We start from the raw sequence: 19,252 nt of genomic DNA, 5'->3' as shown, positions 1-19,252 counted from the left end.
GACCAAGCGACACAAAGGTTACCTAACCTCGTGTCCAAGCTCTACTGCCTCACGTTTTTTCAATTGGCCTAAATGATACCGTAAATTTTCACTGATTTTGGTATTTCTTTTAATAACATGTAGTTGCGGCCATGATGCTCGCTCACCACTTACAATTAACTGGTTAATACTTTCGCGGGTTGGGTTAGACAATACCTGGGATAAATTCCTTATTTGGCGCTTGGGTAAAATATTGATATTGCCTACATACTGCTGATCAATAATAGAACGTACTTTATGAATTGCTAGCTTGGCGCTCTTATTTCCAGTCAAATGTTCAATGATATCGATAGCGAAAATACTATTGGTTTTTGCAAGTTGTCCAATGTGACGTGCCGACATATCCCATAGCGAGTTGGGATCAATGCGATTTGATGAAATGAACGGCACCGCTAGTGGATTTGTTTGGCTTACGATACTGTGATTGACACCGTATAACCGAGCTAACCGTTCGTAGGGGAGGTCAGCCATTAACGAACCGTCGGCAAAACGTCGGTTAGGGATATAAGGAACTATCTCGCCAGACGGAGTTTTCGCTCTTAGCTGCACAGGGCTAAAGATAACGGGTACCGCACAAGATGCACGTACCGCTTGGGTAATAATAGCATTGGGCGAGGTTTTGGCATTTAACAGTCGTGAATGCTGATGCAGGTCGGCAGGAGATACCGTCACAGTTATGTGGCGGCCAGTTTTCTTAAAGGCTTCTTCAAAGGTTGTAAGGTCGAACAATTCAATCAGTGCATTTTCAAGTACTGAGCTATCAAATAGTCCTTTTTTACCAAGACCGGCAAAGCTTCGCCAATGTTTGAAAGTCTCGTAGATAAAATCCGCGCTGAGAGCTTCTAGCAACTGATCGTGCGTTCGCGTACCTAACATCGCAGCAATGATCGACCCAGCACTAGAGCCAGACACGACGGTAGGTAGTAAATTCTTTTCATTTAGCGACTTGACCACACCAGCATGAAAAAAACCTAAACCAGCTCCTCCTGAAAGCATAAGGCAGCTTCGCCCGAAAGCGTGCGCAGTTTCGTCAAAAAATGACAGCTTTTCATAGAAGTCTACGTCTTGCTCGTCGGCATTATAGATCTGTTCTAATGCCAATATTACTTCATCAATAAACTGTTCAATAAGGTATTTAGTGCCAATTTTGCACTGGGTAAGCAGTATAGGGTTGGCAATATTGCCCAAGTTGCCGTGCAATCCTTCGTGCAGTATTGACATCAGTGCAGGTAAATCACCTTTACCTCTAGCAAGTTGTAAGCGCTGAACCCGCTTTCGAATAAGCTTGTAATCATAGTCATCGCTAGCATCTTCTGCTTTCCACTCGTCAGCGCCAGACAGCGCATCGTGCGCTAGGCACGCGGCTTCATATTCATCGTAACTGCTTGCATGTTCAATCTCATGCTCAAGCTTTTTCAACCGAAAATCGAATACTGCCATAACGATTACCTATTTTAATTGATGAGCGCTGCTGCCTTTTTTATAAGACGAGCGAACAGGCGCGGTTAACACCAGTAAAAGCATAGATACGTATTTCAAACCCTGTTTACTAAGAGGCGCATTTATCGACATTTGTCAAAAAGCATGTGATAAGCCTGCGCACATCAACAACGGTTTCTACGCTATATTGAGTGTATGGCGTAAATTTAGAATCCACTACCTAAACCCTTTTACTTAATTAACCGCGTTGCTCTTATTGCGCGGGAGTCAAAGCGGTATCTTTAAATTTTTAGACTCTCAGAGACTTGTTTTCAATCAACAATTAGCAGTAATTTTGTTTTTTACGTTGACCATTTCATGAGCACTCAGTAGCCTGAGAAAGAAAATAATAATGTGGACCTCTTTTTTGTAGTATGGAATGGAATTTTCAAACGCTAAGCCTGCTATCAATTCCTTTAATTAGCGCTATTGTTGGATGGCTGACTAACTTTTTGGCGGTAAAAATGATGTTTTACCCCATAGAGTTCGTTGGTATTAAACCTTTCCTTGGCTGGCAAGGGCTCATTCCTGCTAAGCGCCGTCAAATGGCAGAGATTGAGGTAGAGCTAGTTTTAGGTAAATTGCTAAGTGTTGAAGAATTAGCCCAGCGTTTAGATGCAGATGAGCTAACGAAGGCTATCGAGCGCCGCTTAGGTCAGGTTATTCGCAAAGTTGTTAATGACGTAATGGCCCAGTCAGCGCCTCAACTTTGGGCTGCTTTGCCTGTGCAAGGCAAAAATCTAGTTTACCAGCGTATCGAAAACGACATCCCCAATGTGGTCCACAAAATGGTGGACGACTTTCAGCATAACGTTTCAGAAATTTTAGATATTAAAGAGTTGGTGGTTGAACAACTTGTTAACACCCCAGAACTTGTCAATGAGATTTTCTTAACCGCCGGCAGCAAAGAATTTCCGTTTATAGTGCGTTCTGGCTTTTATTTCGGCTTCCTGTTCGGCTTACCGACCATGCTGCTTTGGTATTTCTATCAAGCATGGTGGATATTACCCCTAGGCGGCTTGCTTGTGGGTTATGCGACTAATTATATTGCCATCAAAATTATATTTGAGCCCAAACGCCCACGAAAACTCGGGCCTATTACTATTCAGGGTATGTTTTTAAAGCGGCAAAAAGAAGTATCAGAAGTTTACTCAAGCATTATTGAAAAAAAGCTGATAACGCCGAAAAACATTACCCACGTTATATTGCACGGTTCTGGTTCTGCGCAGCTTTTAGAGCTAATAGAGCTTCATGTTAATGATGCTATTGAACGTTACGTTGCTATCGCTCAGCCTTATTTCGCGTTAGGTGTGGGGTCAGAAAATTACCATCAAATGAAGGCGCTAGCCGTACGTCAAATATTTGATAATTCCGATAAATACTTACTTTATGCCTTTGATTATGCCAACAATGCTATGCAGATTGGACACGATTTGAGCGAGCGCATGCAGGCACTGAGTGTTGAAGAATTCGAAGGGGTGTTGCGCCCAGCTTATCAACAAGATGAGTGGAAACTCATCGTAACGGGCGCTATTTTAGGAATGTTAGCAGGTGTTGCCCAACTTTATTTGGTGTTTATGTAAGGTGTTCCATTAGCAAAAACTAACGCATAGGGTTGGCAAAGGGTCGAACTGAACTATGAAAACCGCGCAGAAAATACTACTCACCGCGCTAACATTATTTAATGAGCACGGCGAAAACACGGTAACCAGTGTGGATATCGCCGTCGAAATGGATATTAGTCCGGGAAACCTTTATTACCACTTTAAAGGTAAAGACAGCCTAGTTAGTGCGCTGATGAAAATGCATGAACAACAAATGCAGAAGGTGCTAAATCGAGAAAAGCTCGACACGCTTCACGCTGAAGAAATCATGTACTACCTGTATCTTCTTATCGATAGCATCCATGTATTTCGCTTCTTCTATCGCAGTCCAGCTGACTTGGCGGAAAAATACCCGAGTATTGTGCGGCCTAGGCAGCACATCCTATCTAGCTTAAATAAACAATTAGCGTTTCTTTTCGAGTCACTATCGAAGCGAGGTATTCTTATTGCCTCAAATGCAGATAGGGCGCTATTAGTAGATTTGATATCTTTAATTATTACCCAGTCTTGTCAGTTTGATGAGCTAAACAGTCATATGGATAGCACAATGCAGCGTTATCATGCTCTATCACTCATGATGGTGAGTGTATTGCCAAGGCTGACGCTGCCTGATGAACAAAAGCACGAGCTAGAACAGATGCTGAACTCACATGACTTTGTGAGAAATGCCTCAACCCCGTCACCCTTAGACTTCGCGTAAAGGAATAGTAATGGCAAAAACGCTCAGTTTCTTAGATAAGTCATTTTGGATAACAGAGTCAGACGAGAACCCCAAACATGTTGCTTGCTTGCAGCTACTCGCAATTCCAAAAGGGGCAAAAAGTACTGAATATGTTCCTCAGTTATTCCAAGAAATAAGAAGCTTTGCTCGCGCTACTTCTCCGTTCAACTGTTCGGTAAAAACGGTGCTAGGTTACCCTGTTGGGTTTTCGCCGGTGAAAAAGCTAAACATGGACTATCATGTGCAAATTCATCGAGTGGCAGATATTACAAACCGAGAAGCGCTGGACGCCTTTGTTGCGAGGTTACATGCGTCGCGGTTAGACCCTGACAAACCTTTGTGGCAATACCATTTTATTTTTGACGATAATAGCGAAACATTTGCCATCTATGCTCGCGTTCACCATATGTATGGTGATGGTGCGACTTTAGTACGCTGGTTTCAGGCTGGTTACGTTTCCAACTCTCACGAAACAAAATTTACACCTGTTTGGGCAGTGAAGCGGCTTCGACACAAGCGTAGAGACTCGATGAGTTTTTACAAGCGCTTAGTTGGGGTGGGCTATGCGTTAAAAACAGCGTTCGATTTACTCATCATCTTTATTCGCATTTTTATGAAAGTACTGCGTGTAAATCCAAATTATATGCCTATTCCTTTTACGGGCACGAAAACAGTGCTGACTGGGCAAGTAAAAGCGGGTAGGGCCGTGGCAACTATGGACTTAGACTTCAAGCGAGTAAAGAAACTTGCAAGACGCACGCGCTCTACCGCGAACGAGGTATTGCTATGCGCCTTTGATATCGGTGTGCATAAGTTGCTACAAGATCATGGTCAGGTATTTAAAAAAGCCTTATTCACCAATATGCCGATTAATTTGCGCAAACCCGGTGAGAAAACCACAGGTAATAAAATAGCTATTGTACCGGTGGAGCTAGCACATGGCGAAAACGACCCCTACCTTAGGTTGCGCCAGATTGTGGTGAATCACCGTATTGTTAAAAATGCAGCGCAGCATGCGCGCCCTGCGGCATTTAGTGGCTATACCATTGCTATTCAATCTCTTGCACTGGTCTTCGAGTGGTTAAAGCTATCTAGCCTAGTTAAACCCATTGCAAATATTCTAATTTCAAACGTACCTGGCCCCAAAGATACAAGGTATCTAAAAGATGCGAAGTTATTGGCCTGCTATCCCATTTCTACCATGACGCCTGGGGGCGGGGTAAATATTACGCTTATGACCTACGCGGGCACTGCGAATGTTGGGTTGGTGTGCTGCAATAAAAATATCGAATCGTTACAACCATTAGCGCGCTACGTTAAAGAGGCATTCGACATGCTAGAAGCGAGCGTGGACGACCCAAGGCTAAATATTGATGATATTGGTGAGCAGGTGGATACCGTGCCTGTTTCTATTGTGTCAGATCACTAGCATGCGTAATTTGCAGACTAAGTGCTATTCGATGAGATAGAAGCGCAGTACGTCGTCTTCTACACGTACGTTTTGACCTAGTTTCGAGAAGAGAACCTCGCGCCAGTGGTCACCACGCATAGCATGGCTTAAGTCTTCTTGGGTAATTTGTTGTTTGATCGCGTTATTAATGTGAGGAATGTGGTATTCCAAAACAGCTTGTTTCGAACCCGTTAAATAGACCTGTAAATAATCCGCTGCAATATCAGACGTTCCGGCGCTAAAAAGCGATAGGGCTGACTTTAACGAGCCGCCAAGGAGTGTATTTACACTTTTAGGAAAGAAGCGCGAAACTAAAAACTGCGTGTCTTTAATAAGCGCGTAATCATCGTTAACTAAACTGACACTATCAGTGGAAAGGCCGGTTAGATAAAGCGTGCTCATATTTTTGTCGTAATGAGGCGATGCTGACACAGTGAACACCACGTGAGCGCGATAAATAGTTGTAGAAGCTACCACAATATTAAGTGCCGCAAGGCACTGAAGACCAATACGGTTGTTTGCATTATCTAATGTAATGTTGCCTTCAAGCACGGTAACCGTGCCACTTCCCATAGGGATATTGATGGTGAACGCGTAAGGAAAGCTATCGTTGATAAGGTCTTGGAGCTCAGCTTTGGTAAAGTCGTCGTGCGTCAGCTTACCCCATTTCACAAGCCATTGTGCCAGGTACACTTTGCATTTGTCTTTGAAGGATAAGTTATTGGTCAAGGTGTATTCTTAGCCTAATGTTGCTAGGCAATGGCACGTAGTTAGATAGTCTAACGTGATGCATATACCGATATAGCACTTAAGTTATCAGGATTATTAGATTTTTTAAATCTTACAATTTAATTCTTTTATTGATGAAGTATTGTTTGCTAATCTGGTCGTACCACAACGTTTTATTAACATTTAAAAGTCTTGCCCTCAAGGAGTTGGCGAAATGAGCGAAATACTCAGCAAATACGATTACATCATTGTGGGCGGCGGTTCTGCCGGGGCGGTGCTTGCCACTCGATTATCGGAAAATCCTGCATTAGATATTTTGCTATTGGAAGCTGGCTCGAAAGATACCAACCCACTTATTCATATTCCTTTTGGTTTATCTTTGCTGAGTAGGTTTGAGGGTATAGGTTGGGGTTATCATACGGCGCCACAAAAAGAGATGTATGACAGAGAGCTGTTTTGGCCTCGCGGTAAAACTTTAGGCGGCAGCAGTTCAGTTAACGCCATGTGCTATATTCGCGGACAACAGGAAGACTACGACCGCTGGGCCAATGAAGAGGGGGCCGAGGGCTGGTCGTTTGATGATGTGCTGCCTTATTTCAAGCGCTCCGAAAACTTTGAAGAAGGTGCTGATGAATACCACGGCACGGGCGGCCCATTAAATGTTAGCAAGTTAAGGCATACCAGCGTGCTGTCAGACGCATTTGTTAACTCAGCCTCGTTTGCCGGCTATCAACAGCTTAACGACTTTAACCGAGACGATAGGGAAGGGCTTGGCTACTATCATGTTACACAAGCCAACGGCCAGCGCTGCTCAACAGCAAAAGGCTACTTAACGCAGGCAAAGCATCGCAATAACTTAACTGTTTTAACAAAAGTGGCTGCCGAAAAAGTGCTCTTAAAAGAAGGGCGTGCAATTGGCGTTCAGGTACGTGAAAAAGGCGCAGTAAACCGCTATTTCGCTAAAAGCGAAGTCATTCTTTGTGGCGGTGCGATAAACTCTCCTCAACTTCTCATGCTGTCAGGTATAGGACCAAGAGCAGAGTTAGAAGACAAAGGTATTTTTGTACAGCAAGACTTGCCTGGTGTGGGACAAAACTTACAAGACCACCTTGATGCCATTGTGCAGTTCACTTGTAAGGCCAGAGAGGGTTATGCCGTGGCGTTAGGGGCCTTGCCTTCCTATGTGAAAGCCACTGCAGACTACGCGTTTAAACGCAAAGGTATTCTTTCTTCAAATATTGCTGAAGCCGGTGGTTTTGTTAGTTCAAGTTTAGCAACGCAAGGTCCTGACATTCAGTTTCATTTCTTACCTGCAATCTTAAATGACCATGGAAGACAGTTGGCCTTTGGGTACGGTTATGGCTTACATGTATGCTGTCTATACCCCAAAAGCCGAGGAACTATATCGCTTCAAAGCAACCATCCTGCTGATCAAGCGCTTATTGACCCGAACTACTTGTCTGCCAAAGAAGACCAGCAAGTTATGATTGAAGGTGTGCGTATTGCTCGTAAGCTACTATCGGCTCCTGACTTCGACAAGTTCCAAGGCAGTGAACTATATCCAGGGGAAGAAGCACAAACAGATGAAGAAATATTAGAGTTTTTGCGTGAGCGCGCTGAAACCATCTATCACCCGATTGGTACCTGTAAAATGGGCAGCGATGACGATGAGATGGCAGTGGTTGATACTCAGTTACGGGTAAGGGGCATAGCAGGTCTTAGAGTGGTAGATGCTTCGGTGATGCCAAGTTTAATAGGTGGCAATACTAACGCACCCACCGTCATGATTGCCGAACGTGCTGCTGAGTTTATTAAAGCGACGCACGAAGGTCAGCCAGTATCTTTGGCTAAAGCAGAATCGGCGTAACTGAAAAAGTGCTACGAGCGAGCCTTCGTCTCGCTCTGGCATTTCATCCGTTTTAAGCATCCATTTGCTTGCAGCACTTTTATCACGCAGTGCTGATCGTCTCTTGAAGGTTATTTTTCCGCTCTAGGCTATTTTTCCGCTCTAGGCAGTTAAACGCCTTTCGCGGCGTACAAGCGCAACGCTATATTCAAGTAGTTGTGTTGATGTGACGTTTACACCTGCTTTTGCATAAATAAATCCGCTGCACAATCACACATTTCATCGATATGACTGCTGTCAGCGTATATGCCGTCAATAAGTAAACGCGCAATACCGTGTAACGTGCCCCATGTCACCTGTGCTAGTCTCAATGCATCCTGATTGTTTGGAAGCAGCCCTTTGTCTTGCCAATAGCGGGTCATAGTTACCTGAAATTGAAAGCAAGGGAACGCAACGCTTTTTAAGTCGTTAGTTGCCGCTTGATTTTGCCAAATAGTGCGCCCAAACATCAGTTCATACATTTCAGGGTTGTCGGCGGCGTAGCCAATGTATTCGTGCACAAACTCACGGAAGCGCGCCTTTGGCGTTTTATCTTCTTGCTCAAAAATGCGTTTTGCTGCGCTATGCCAGTCGCTAAAGCCTTTTGCTGCGATAGCGCTTAATAAAGCACTTTTATCTTTGAAGTGATGATAAGGCGCAGTACGTGACACCCCGGCATCTTCTGCCAGCTTTCTAAGAGATAAACTATCAACGCCGTGTTCAGACAAACGCGCAGTTGCTGCCTCTATCAGCGCACTGCGCAGGTCACCGTGATGGTAGCTTTGTACTGCATTAGCCATAAACCAAATGTTTCCAACTTCATGATTGAGACGAATAGATTACGTTTTATCTTGACAGTGTCAACATAGCCTTTTATCTTGACGCTGTCTAGTTTGCAAATTTGTTAACAGGAACAGCCCAAGGAGACAGCGCAAACCATGAAGTACTCTACATTAGAAGTAAAACAAGAGGGCCATATCGCCCACGTAGTACTTAACCGCCCTGAAGCAATGAACAGCATGATCCCAGAGTTCTGGACAGAGCTACCGGCAGCCATTCGAGAAATAGATGATGAAGCCAAAGCACGGGTAATCGTTATTTCATCTACAGGTAAGCATTTCTCTGCCGGTATGGATTTATCGGTGTTTCTGAATATGAAAGAAGACTTTAAGGGCGACCCATCGCGCAGAGCTGAACGCATGCGCCGTATGGTGATGTTACTTCAAGATAGCTTTACCGCTATAGAGCAGGCACGTATGCCGGTTATTGGTGCCGTACAGGGTGGGGCGATTGGTGGTGCAGTAGATTTACTTAGTGCATGCGACATGCGCTATTGCACCCAAGACGCTTTTTTCACCATAAAAGAAACCCAATTAGGCATGACCGCCGATGTCGGTACGCTGCAACGGCTACCCAAGCTTATTCCTATTGGCATTGTTAAAGAGTTGGCTTATACAGGTCGCAACTTTGGTGCCGCAGAAGCGCAGCAACTTGGCTTTGTAAATCAGGTATTTGACGACCAAGAATCAATGCTAGACGCAGTGATGAAAATAGCGCAGCAGATTGCAATGAATTCGCCGCTCGCGGTTTCAGGCACCAAGACTATGATTAACTACGCGGCAGAACACACGGTAGCAGAGAGCTTGACTTATATGGCCACGTGGCAGGCGGGCATGTTCCAAATGGAAGATGTGTTTAAAGCCATGGAAGCACAAAAAACAAAAACGCTGCCTGATTATCCGCCATTGCACCCAGCGATTAAAAAAATGAATTCGTAAGTGAATGTATGAAAGCGCGTTTCCCTTGTAGCTAATTGCCAATTGATGGCCCAATGATGATTAGCATACGTTTGGGCTGGCGCGCGACACGATCTCTATTACATAAACTAAGTAGCAAATTAAATTAAGTAAACATTTAGATAAAGAGCGCTTCTACTACAGAAACGCATCAAATAAGAATATTTAAACAGGCTTTTTAACGGCTTTTACCAAGCCAAAACAACTTTCAGGAATGTATCATGAATCAGACCGTTACCGATCATCCCGTTTATCCGCATTTATTTCGTCCTTTAGACTTAGGCTTTACCACGCTTAAAAACCGAGTACTTATGGGCTCAATGCATACAGGTTTAGAAGAATTACCCGATGGCCACAAACGTATGGCGGCATTCTACGGCGAACGTGCCAGAGGCGGTGTAGGGCTTATCGTTACCGGCGGTATTGGGCCAAATGAAGAGGGCGCAACTCACCCATCAACATTTCGTTTAGATACAGACGAAGCAGTTAAAAACCACAAAGAAGTCACTGACGCAGTGCACATAGCGGGCGGCAAAATCTGTATGCAAATACTGCATACGGGTCGCTACGCATACAGCCCTAAGCTTGTTGCACCTTCTGCGGTTCAAGCGCCTATTAATCCGTTTAAGCCAAAAGCACTTGAAGCTGACGAGATAGAAAAGCAAATTAAAGATTTCATCACTGCCGCAACCCAAGCCCAGCGTGCGGGTTACGATGGCGTTGAGATTATGGGGTCTGAAGGCTATTTTCTTAATCAGTTTATTGCTAAACGCACTAATCACCGCGATGATGAATGGGGCGGTGAATACGAAAACCGTATACGCTTGCCAATTGAAGTGGTGCGCCGCGTGCGCGAGGCGGTAGGCAAGAACTTTATCATTATTTATCGTTTGTCGATGCTAGACCTTGTGGAAGGTGGCTCTACTTACGAAGAAGTCGTACAGCTTGGCAAAGAAATCGAAAAAGCGGGTGCCACTATCATTAACACCGGTATTGGCTGGCACGAAGCGCGCATCCCAACCATTGCCACTAAAGTACCGCGAGCGGCATTTACGTGGGTTACCGCTAAATTCCGAGAGGCGCTTTCAATTCCAGTAATTACGTCAAACCGTATCAACACCCCTGAAGTTGCGGAAGAAGTGCTGTCTCGCGGTGATGCCGACATGGTGTCTATGGCTCGTCCATTCTTGGCAGACCCAGACTTTGTGCGCAAAGCGCAGCAAAATAAAGCTGATGAAATCAATACCTGTATTGGCTGTAACCAAGCCTGCCTTGACCATGTATTTAACGGCAAAATGACCAGCTGTTTGGTGAACCCACGCGCCTGTCACGAGCTTGAAATAAACGTTAAACCTGCAGAAACCAAAAAGCGTATTGCGGTAGTAGGCGCAGGCCCAGCGGGATTAGCAGCGGCAGTGACCTCTGCCGAGCGCGGTCACGATGTTGTGATTTACGATGCGTCTAGCGAAATTGGTGGGCAATTTAATATTGCCAAACAAATTCCGGGCAAAGAAGAGTTTTACGAAACGCTACGTTATTTTAAGCGCCAGATTGAGCTTCATAAAAACATTACCCTTAAGCTAAATACTTATGTTGATGCGTCTGCGCTAAACGATGAAGGGTTCGACGAAGTCATGATTGCAACTGGCATCAAGCCGCGTACGCCAGCGATCGAAGGCATTGAGCACGAAAAAGTGCTGACCTATATTGAAGTATTGAAAGAAAAGAAACCTGTTGGCAATAAAGTAGCCATTATTGGCGCTGGTGGAATTGGTTTCGATACCGCTGAGTATTTGTCTCATGGCAAAGAAACACCAAGCCAAGACATTCCTGCATTTATGAAAGAGTGGGGCATTGATATGACCTTTTCGGCCCGTGCAGGCATTGAAGGTGTTAAGCCGCAGCCGGAGCCGTCTCCGAGAGAGATTTTCCTATTACAGCGCAAGACAACTAAAGTTGGCGCGGGTTTAGGTAAGACAACGGGGTGGGCACACCGAGTAGGCTTGCTAGCCAAAGGCGTGACCATGATCCCAGGTGTGAGCTACGACAAAATTGATGATGAAGGGCTACACATTACGGTAGAAGGCAATAGCCAAGTATTGCCGGTAGATAACATCATCATCTGTGCAGGCCAAGAGCCGATGCGTGATATCGTCGAAGGCTTAAACATGCCTTATCACTTAATTGGTGGTGCTGATGAAGCGTTAGAGCTAGACGCAAAACGCGCAATTGACCAAGGCACGCGTGTGTGCGCAGAGGTTTAATTACCTAGCGCTAACGTGCGGTTAGAAATATAAGCACCTTATCAATAGATGCTTCAAATTCATTATACACCCCTCTTTTTTCGGAGGGGTTTATTTTATCTAGCAGCCGAAGGCTGTGATTTTTTATGAAACTACCGAAACCTGACCTTTTTCGGTCTGCGATGGTAGCCTAGACCTGCTATTATCGTTTTCTTTTTTTCGAGATAAACATGGCATACAGCAACACTCAAGACTTAGTTCAAGCAGTTACTAATTCCCCAGATACCATCGAATTTAACGACGTTATTGCGCTTATCGATAGCGCGTTTACTTTCACGCCCACTGCTTTTACCAATGGTGATGTGTCAAACGAAGCAAACCAGAACAACGGCTCTTGCAAATTGCTCGCACTCGGTCAGCATTTAAACCTAAACCAAGCTCAAACGCTGGCCTTATTTGGACGCTTCTATCGCGAAGACGTACTTAATAACCCTAACGGCGACGACCACGCCAATATCCGCAACTTTATGAAAACGGGCCATGAAGGAGTGGCGTTTGAGACGTTTCCTTTAAAGGAAAAGTCGTTATGACTGCATCGCTTCAAATACCAAAACAGTAGACGCTTAAAAAAGATCACGTCAAATACCGCATCTATTTCTCTGTGATTTGTTAAAAAAAGAAAACCATAGCAGCGCAAATGTAAATTGGATGTATACATATGATGTTTGTTTATGTAGTATCAATTTAGTGTTTTAAACTTGATAAATAGATGTACGTTGGTGCGCAGCATTTTGCAAATGAGGCTTAGCCAACGTGCTGTTAACCTGGGACTACATTATGAAACGTCAGTTTAAGGTTGCCGCTCTGGCTCCACTTATAATGATTGGTGCCGCGTGCACGCAGATAGAAACTACAGAAAGCAGTACTTCTTCAATAAATCCAAGTCAGCAAGAGGGTGTAAAAAGCTCCCTTGAAGCGACGGCTCGCAGCAAAATCAACGTACTTCAAACAATGATGGACGAAGCAAAGTCAAAAGGCATAGATGTAACGCGGGAAGAAGCCGTTGTTTGGTTTTCTAATGAGTTTCTCAAATTTGCAAATTGGGACGAAGCAAACCCAGAGGCTATAGAAGCTGCTTTTGGTTATGAACGGCATTTTGCTCCTAACAAAGCACAGCTAGCTGCAGAACTTCCAGATTTCGAGCGTAGAAAGGTGATAGATATTCTTGACGCTGGCATAGAAGAATTAGGCAAAGAGATTCGTGGCGAAATAAAACGTCGCCCAGTTGTTAAAGTTGACTGGCAAAACACTAAAGCCGCTGATGATATGTTTGTGAGCAACGGCAAGCCTATATTCTTATACGACTACTTTTCTAAGTCTGTAGGTCAGCCTCTAGGCCAGCCTGATATTTATAACGACTATTTAGGTGCACTTTATCACGGTGGCGAAAATCTTTATCCCGTTGACCACGACCGTGCCATCAATTCTTTCTTAGTAAAAGAAGACGGTACGTTTGATGAAGCGCTGCTAAAAGAGCTTACAGATATTCCTGATGACAACATTGGCTACTTAGTCGCATGGTTAATGGGTATACCTGAGTGGGTAGAAGCGAAAGAGCCAGAAATTAGAAAAGGGCGATCGCTCTTTCAGGGCTTTGATTTAGATAACCCGCTTGCCCGTGAAGTATGGAGCAAGATACTTCGCAAAGCCGCCGAAGTCACTAAAGACAAAAAAGTCATCGAATTAGGTTTCGTGCTTGCCAATGAACCTCACTGGTATTCAGAGGCTGGACATTGGACAGGTAACTATGAAGAGATGCAAGGAATCTCATCATACACGTTAGCTGAATTCCAAAAATGGCTTAATGAAAAATATAAGGGCAACGTAGCCCAGCTTAATGCTAACTGGAACTCCAAGTTTGCTAGCTTTGACGATGTAGAAATAGAAATTCCTATCAGCGAAAGCTTGCGTGGAAAGCCAATCTGGTTCGATTGGAATCGTTATAACATGCATCGAGCAACCTCTTGGTTCACTTTCATGCAAAATGAACTACACGCAGTAAACCCAGACGCAGATACCCACATAAAAATTTTTCCGCGTACATTTTACGAAGATTCTCGCTCCCACGGTATCGATTTAGAAGCCTTGACCGAGCTTACCACCATGATTGGCCACGACGCTAAAGCGCTGGGAAGTCCTAGTATAAGACCTCATATTTCTTCTGATTGGTGGGAAAAGTACACGTACAAATGGGATGGTATGAGCATGATTCACGACTTTACTGAGTCGGTTTCGCCAAACAAAATCAACGTAAACTCTGAATCACACTTTTTGTCCTCTGGTCAATGGAAAGTGATGGACCCACGTGAAAGCTACGTGCGAAACGTGTATTGGTTAGCTACGCTTCAGGGAATGGATGCGAACATGGGCTGGTTCTGGATGCGCGATCCAGATGGTTCGCCCGAAGACCGTTTAGAAGGTGAACTTAACTTCTTCGATCCTGGTTTAGCAGGCGCTTTTGCGGGCTCAAATAATATGCAGCCCCATGTTGCAAATGAAGTGACGCAAGTCATGTTCGACTTAAATACCTATTCTGAAGAAATTATAGCACTAAGAAATCAGCGTAGGCCTTTACGGTTATTCTACTCAGAAACGTCTGCAATTAACGTTAGTGATTACATGACTACGCAAGGAAAGCTTTATAAGTCTATGTTTTTTGAAGGCTTCCCGCTTGGGTATGCGACTCAAAACATAATTGCTAAGCAAGATAACTCTGCGTGGGATACTTTAGTAGTTTATAAAACACCAAATGTTACCGATGGCGAGTTTAATGCATTGCAAAAATACCTAGATGCAGGTGGCTCTGTGGTTATAGATAAGCAGTCTCTTCGTTTTAATGAATACGGTCAGCTACGTGAAAGCACCTTGAAAGCACGTAAAGGTAGGCTCATCGTACTTGATGAAGACGCTAGCATAGAAAAGCTTCGTCAAGCCGCATTAGCTGAAATAAAACCGGATAGCGTACCGGATATTGAGTTTAAAATTGATAGCCCGCTGAAGCACAAAACCACAATCACGAGAGTGGCGAAAACAGGCGACAATAAGTACCTAGTGAATTTATTAAGCGTTGGGCACGATCCAGTTCAGATCCAGCTTTCACACATAGGTGGGAGCAAGCTAAAGGTTACAGATTTAATGACAAGTAATAGTATGGAAAGCGTTTTTGAGCTTGCTTCGGAAGAAGTGCTATTACTTGAAGTAGAAGTGAAATAGCATTTTAACTATCGCGTAAAGAGGCCGGTCACCAGTCCAAGTTGACCGGCCTTTTTATTTTAAACTGTCACCTTAATTTTTACTATCTTGTCTATGCTCCAGCCAAACCTTTCACCACCCCCCTCCTAAATTAACGTCATTGTAAATATTGGCTTCCGCTACACGCAAACAGAAACTACTTCTGAAGCGTTCGCAGAACCCTTTGCAACAATATTCCCAGACCCAACTCGTCCAGATGTGTTGTTAAGCACGCGCTTACCAGCACAATTTATAGAGCAAACTGAAGACTATAATGAATTTTTACCTTCAATCGCTGCACGTTTAAACATTACTGATGAGCTCGTAGCACGGGCGTCGTACTCACAATCTTTAACACGTCCTAACTTGGCAGACTTGAACCCAGGTATAAATACGGCGCCAGAGCTAAGGCTATCTGATTTATCAGGTTCATCAGGTAACCCAGACTTAGACCCGTTCGTGTCTGACAATATTGACCTTTCGTAGAGTACTATTTTGGTGAAACCTCTGCGGTAAGTGTTGGCTTCTTTAGAAAGGATGTATCGGCATTTATTGCGCAGCAAGAGCAGTTAGAAGGTCTTACATTGCCACCAGGTAATCGATTAGACGAGGTTACTGAAGATAGAAGTAACATCGATGGTGACACCATATTTTTGAATATAAATCGCCCTCGTAATTTGAATTCTACCGTGGTCGACGGCGTTGAAATTGCCTTTCAGCATGTTTTCGACACACTACCAGGCTTACTTCAATACGTAGGGGTTAGCGCTAACTTAACTTATGTGAGCTCTGATGATGAGGTAGGAAACGAGTTGATTGACGCGGCAGTAGCACTACCTGGCCTTAGCGACTCACAAAACTTTGTATTGTTTTACGATGACGGGGAAATCGAAGGTCGAGTGGCTTACAACAAAAGAGATCGTTTCTTTAGCGGTCGACAAGGCCCAGAGCCAATCTTCACAAACGACTTTGACCAGCTTGATGTGCGAGTAGCATGGAACATTAATAAAACCTATCAAGTGTTTGTTGAAGGGACTAACTTGACCGACTCATTCGTTAAACGCTCTGGCAGATTTGAAAGCCGATTTGGCGGCATAGAAGATCCGGGAGCACGCTACGTCCTTGGAGCAAGAGCAACATTCTAAGAAATGTAAAACTAAAGTAAGCACCTCAAAAGAGGTGCTTTTTTATTAATTAAAATTGATAGGAAGCGCCAACGATAAAGTTTCGACCACTCATTGAATATGATTGCGTTCTATTGTCTTGAAATTGACGAATACGTTCATCGGTTAAGTTATTACCTTCAAACGTAATTTGAAATGACTCACTTACGTTATAGAATGCTTTAAAGTCGAGAAACGTTGTGTCATCAAAGCCTTCAACTATATTTTGGCTAGCACCTTCTCCAGTTATGTATTCATCGCGATATGCAAGCGATGTTCTAAGTCCCCACCGCTCAGTTTCATAAAATACTGTCACATTATAAGCAAGTTCAGATAGACCCGGCGGTGTAACTTCAAACGCTTCGCCCTCATTGAACAGCGTCGTTTCACCGTCAGCAAACGTGACATTGGTAGCAACGCCCATATTTTTTAACGCGCCGGGAAGGAATGTTAAGTCTGCTTGGAAAGCAATCTCTATACCTCGTACTTTTGCACTGTCGCCGTTAATAGGTTGGTTAACTGTAAATTCAGTTTGGGCATTTACCCTTGGGTCAAAGTCTAAAAACGATAATGGGTAACCTGTGTCAGAGTAAGGCATGGTATTCGACTGCTCTACAATAAAAGAGTCCATATCTTTATAAAAAGCGCCCACAGATACGCGTAAACTCTCAGCATAATACTCTAACGAGGTATCAATTGAATCGGCAACGAAACGCTCTAGGTTTGGATTGCCCGAAGAAATGAATGTGTCTGCAACGCCAACCTGACCGGCCGCTCGTAGTTGGTTGAGAGAAGGGCGAGAAATATTCCTGTTAGCGCTAAATCGAGCTACCCATTGATCGCTAATATCAAGGGCTAAATTTAATGAAGGCAAAAAGTCATTATAAGAATTGTCGAACACCACTTCGTCTAACCCTTCGCCAGTATTTACTTCGCCTGTCGATGTTTGCTCGGTTTGATACCATCTCACGCCTAGGTTACCGCGTAATACCATATCTCCAATTTCTCGGTTGAAGTTGTATTTGGTATAAAGCGCAAGCGTTTCCTCTTCGATATCGTAAACCGTGCCCGGACGATTAAATGTTGAGTCTAACTCTCTAGAAATTCTCCCTGTGGCTTCGAGTAAGTCGAAGGTTGCAGTATTATTTGCAATAGCATAGGGGCGAAGAATAGGTATCGTGGTTAACTGGAAAACCGCAGCGGGAGCAGTTTCGTCATCCTCCCAATCTTCGCGATCTCTTCTTTCATAGCCAGAAGATTCGTAGTTTTTAAATTGAACTCCAAAATCTATTGAGTCTCCTGACGCTAGCATATAGTGCCAATCTGAAGACATAATATTGAAACTGTTTTCAATGTTGTCTTCACGCACATCAGAGCGCATAAGCATCCATTCATCAAAGTCTGAAATATCAAAGTCGTAAGTGTTTTGACCGTATGGTGAGTTACGCCAGTCTACTGAGAAAGCATGTCCAGTCGCTTCTGCAAAAATTTTGTCGTGAATGGGTTGATCAAAATTTGAATTAGAACGACCAAACATCAACGTGGACAATAAATTATCGGTAACTTCAAATTCTCCGTTGAGCGAGACTTGGTAAAAGTCAGTTTCACCGTAGCTTACTTTAGATTCAGTGCGTAAATCTAAATTCTCAAAAGATGCAAAAACTAAGTCGTCTCCTTGAATAGCGGCATCTACGAGTAATTGTTCACCCGTCACGTCGCCAGTAAAGGCATTTGTACCTGCAGTAGATATCTGGTTTTCAATACGGTCATTTGAAAGCTGCCCATATAGCCCATCAAGTGACCACAGTGTTGTAGGAGAAGCTTGCCATTGAAGTGAGCCGGTTATACCCAAACGTTCACGCTCGTTAAACCACGATGCAATATTATTGGCTCGTGGTATGAACACCCTTTCGTTTCCCTCGGCATTGATGAGACGGTCAGCAATATTGTCGTCGACGGAAGAGGCAACATTATCTTGACCAAAGCTAGCCTGACGCCATGACCAAACGTGATATCCACGTTCAATAGTATCAACTTTTGAATAAGCCGCTGAAATCAGCGCGCCAACGTCGCCCCACGTATTGGACAATAAACCTGCAAATCGAGGGCCTGTGTTGTCGGCGAGATCGTTATGAATGGCTTTCGCCGTAATTGCACCTTTGAATCCATCGTAGTCAAATGGCTGGGCTGTATGTAAATCAACAGTACCTGCTATTCCTCCCTCATCTAAGCTTGCCTCATAAGACTTGTGCACATCTATACGATTAAAAAGCTCAGATGCAAAAACACTAAAGTCAAAGTTTCGTGTTCGAGAGGCACTGCCTCGTTGGTCAATGCCTGAATCAGTGGTAAAAAGTGCCTCCATTCCGTTTACCCGTGTACGAGTGAAGTTGGGCCCAAGCCCTCTGAGCGCTATTTGGCGCCCTTCGCCAGAATCACGAGAAATGGTAACCCCTGAAATACGTTGCAAAGACTCAGCTAAGTTCAAGTCTGGGAAATTAGCAATATCTTCAGCTAATATACTTTCTGTTACGTTGTCTGACGCTTTTTTAAGCGCGGCACTTTCTTTTAAACTAGAGCGGTAGCCTTTTACTTCAATTTTTTCAATGTCATTGACTGTAGAATGTGTCTCTGATGCTTGTGTGGTTGCACAAGGTAAAGTGGTTAGTCCAAAAAACATTGCTAAGGTAATTTTATTTATCTTTGTTGCCAGTCTCACTTTTCTATCCTCTTTGAATGTGAATACAAAACTGGCTACAAGACAAACCTCGTAAACGTAGTTTTCACACTAAGCGCAACGATCATAAAAGTTTCATAAAAGCTGGAGATTCATAAACGTGCTCAGTCAAATA

At 43.9% G+C, this 19,252-nt stretch carries 13 protein-coding genes and 1 pseudogene; 10 read left to right on the top strand and 4 right to left on the bottom strand.

Translation table 11 applies throughout. The annotated features are described in order from the left end of the window. Positions 1 to 18 precede the first annotated feature (18 nt). Entirely contained in the window at positions 19 to 1,479 is a 1,461-nt protein-coding gene (locus PCAR9_RS12665; RefSeq protein WP_179983907.1) for a DUF3336 domain-containing protein, read from the bottom strand. Positions 1,480 to 1,892: 413 nt separating this feature from the next. On the opposite strand from PCAR9_RS12665, the gene PCAR9_RS12660 reads away from it, so the two are divergent. From PCAR9_RS12660 to PCAR9_RS12650, 3 genes are read left to right on the top strand one after another with little or no spacing between them, the layout of a single operon-like run. After that, a complete protein-coding gene (locus tag PCAR9_RS12660) occupies positions 1,893 to 3,101 on the top strand; it encodes a DUF445 domain-containing protein (protein ID WP_179983906.1) in 1,209 nt (402 codons plus the stop codon). 55 nt (positions 3,102 to 3,156) lie between these two features. Continuing rightward, positions 3,157 to 3,822: a TetR/AcrR family transcriptional regulator gene (locus tag PCAR9_RS12655; protein ID WP_179983905.1), complete on the top strand. Its 666-nt coding sequence runs from the start codon at positions 3,157 to 3,159 to the stop codon at positions 3,820 to 3,822. A gap of 10 nt (positions 3,823 to 3,832) precedes the next feature. Next, positions 3,833 to 5,272 carry a wax ester/triacylglycerol synthase domain-containing protein gene (locus tag PCAR9_RS12650; protein WP_179983904.1) on the top strand — a complete coding sequence of 480 codons (1,440 nt, stop codon included), beginning with the start codon at positions 3,833 to 3,835 and terminating at the stop codon, positions 5,270 to 5,272. A 24-nt stretch (positions 5,273 to 5,296) separates the two neighbouring features. Here the strand turns inward: PCAR9_RS12650 and PCAR9_RS12645 are convergent, their stop codons facing one another. After that, positions 5,297 to 6,022, bottom strand: a complete 726-nt coding sequence (locus PCAR9_RS12645) for a DUF1439 domain-containing protein (RefSeq protein WP_179983903.1) — start codon at positions 6,020 to 6,022, stop codon at positions 5,297 to 5,299. A 214-nt stretch (positions 6,023 to 6,236) separates the two neighbouring features. Between PCAR9_RS12645 and PCAR9_RS12640 the strand changes: the two genes are divergently transcribed. Next, positions 6,237 to 7,889: a GMC family oxidoreductase gene (locus tag PCAR9_RS12640; protein ID WP_179983902.1), complete on the top strand. Its 1,653-nt coding sequence runs from the start codon at positions 6,237 to 6,239 to the stop codon at positions 7,887 to 7,889. Between the two features lie 212 nt (positions 7,890 to 8,101). On the opposite strand, the gene PCAR9_RS12635 is transcribed toward PCAR9_RS12640, so the two are convergent. Beyond that, the gene (locus tag PCAR9_RS12635; protein ID WP_179983901.1) at positions 8,102 to 8,707 is read right to left on the bottom strand and encodes a TetR/AcrR family transcriptional regulator; all 606 of its coding nucleotides are present in this window, start codon (positions 8,705 to 8,707) and stop codon (positions 8,102 to 8,104) included. 138 nt (positions 8,708 to 8,845) lie between these two features. On the opposite strand from PCAR9_RS12635, the gene PCAR9_RS12630 reads away from it, so the two are divergent. The 6 genes and pseudogenes from PCAR9_RS12630 to PCAR9_RS20190 all read left to right on the top strand — a co-directional run. Then, complete coding sequence (locus PCAR9_RS12630) at positions 8,846 to 9,685, top strand: crotonase/enoyl-CoA hydratase family protein (protein ID WP_179983900.1); 840 nt, start codon at positions 8,846 to 8,848, stop codon at positions 9,683 to 9,685. A gap of 239 nt (positions 9,686 to 9,924) precedes the next feature. Beyond that, positions 9,925 to 11,967 (top strand): NADPH-dependent 2,4-dienoyl-CoA reductase, encoded by a 2,043-nt coding sequence (locus tag PCAR9_RS12625; protein ID WP_179983899.1) that lies wholly within the window; start codon positions 9,925 to 9,927, stop codon positions 11,965 to 11,967. Between the two features lie 209 nt (positions 11,968 to 12,176). After that, positions 12,177 to 12,536 (top strand): HopJ type III effector protein, encoded by a 360-nt coding sequence (locus PCAR9_RS12620; RefSeq protein ID WP_179983898.1) that lies wholly within the window; start codon positions 12,177 to 12,179, stop codon positions 12,534 to 12,536. Between the two features lie 247 nt (positions 12,537 to 12,783). After that, entirely contained in the window at positions 12,784 to 15,219 is a 2,436-nt protein-coding gene (locus PCAR9_RS12615) for an alpha-amylase family protein (RefSeq protein ID WP_179983897.1), read from the top strand. Positions 15,220 to 15,348: 129 nt separating this feature from the next. After that, positions 15,349 to 15,723: a TonB-dependent receptor domain-containing protein gene (locus tag PCAR9_RS20195; protein ID WP_179985231.1), complete on the top strand. Its 375-nt coding sequence runs from the start codon at positions 15,349 to 15,351 to the stop codon at positions 15,721 to 15,723. Between the two features lie 17 nt (positions 15,724 to 15,740). Further along, positions 15,741 to 16,382 (top strand): annotated as a pseudogene (locus tag PCAR9_RS20190) (TonB-dependent receptor domain-containing protein); the annotation flags it as partial. A 49-nt stretch (positions 16,383 to 16,431) separates the two neighbouring features. On the opposite strand, the gene PCAR9_RS12600 reads toward PCAR9_RS20190, so the two are convergent. After that, entirely contained in the window at positions 16,432 to 19,119 is a 2,688-nt protein-coding gene (locus PCAR9_RS12600; protein WP_232091195.1) for a TonB-dependent receptor, read from the bottom strand. Between the last annotated feature and the right edge of the window lie 133 nt (positions 19,120 to 19,252).

This window comes from Alteromonas macleodii, from assembly GCF_903772925.1.
Taxonomy (GTDB): domain Bacteria; phylum Pseudomonadota; class Gammaproteobacteria; order Enterobacterales; family Alteromonadaceae; genus Alteromonas; species Alteromonas macleodii_A.
Note: the sequence above shows the minus strand (reverse complement) of the source record. Positions and strands in the feature narration are given on the sequence as shown.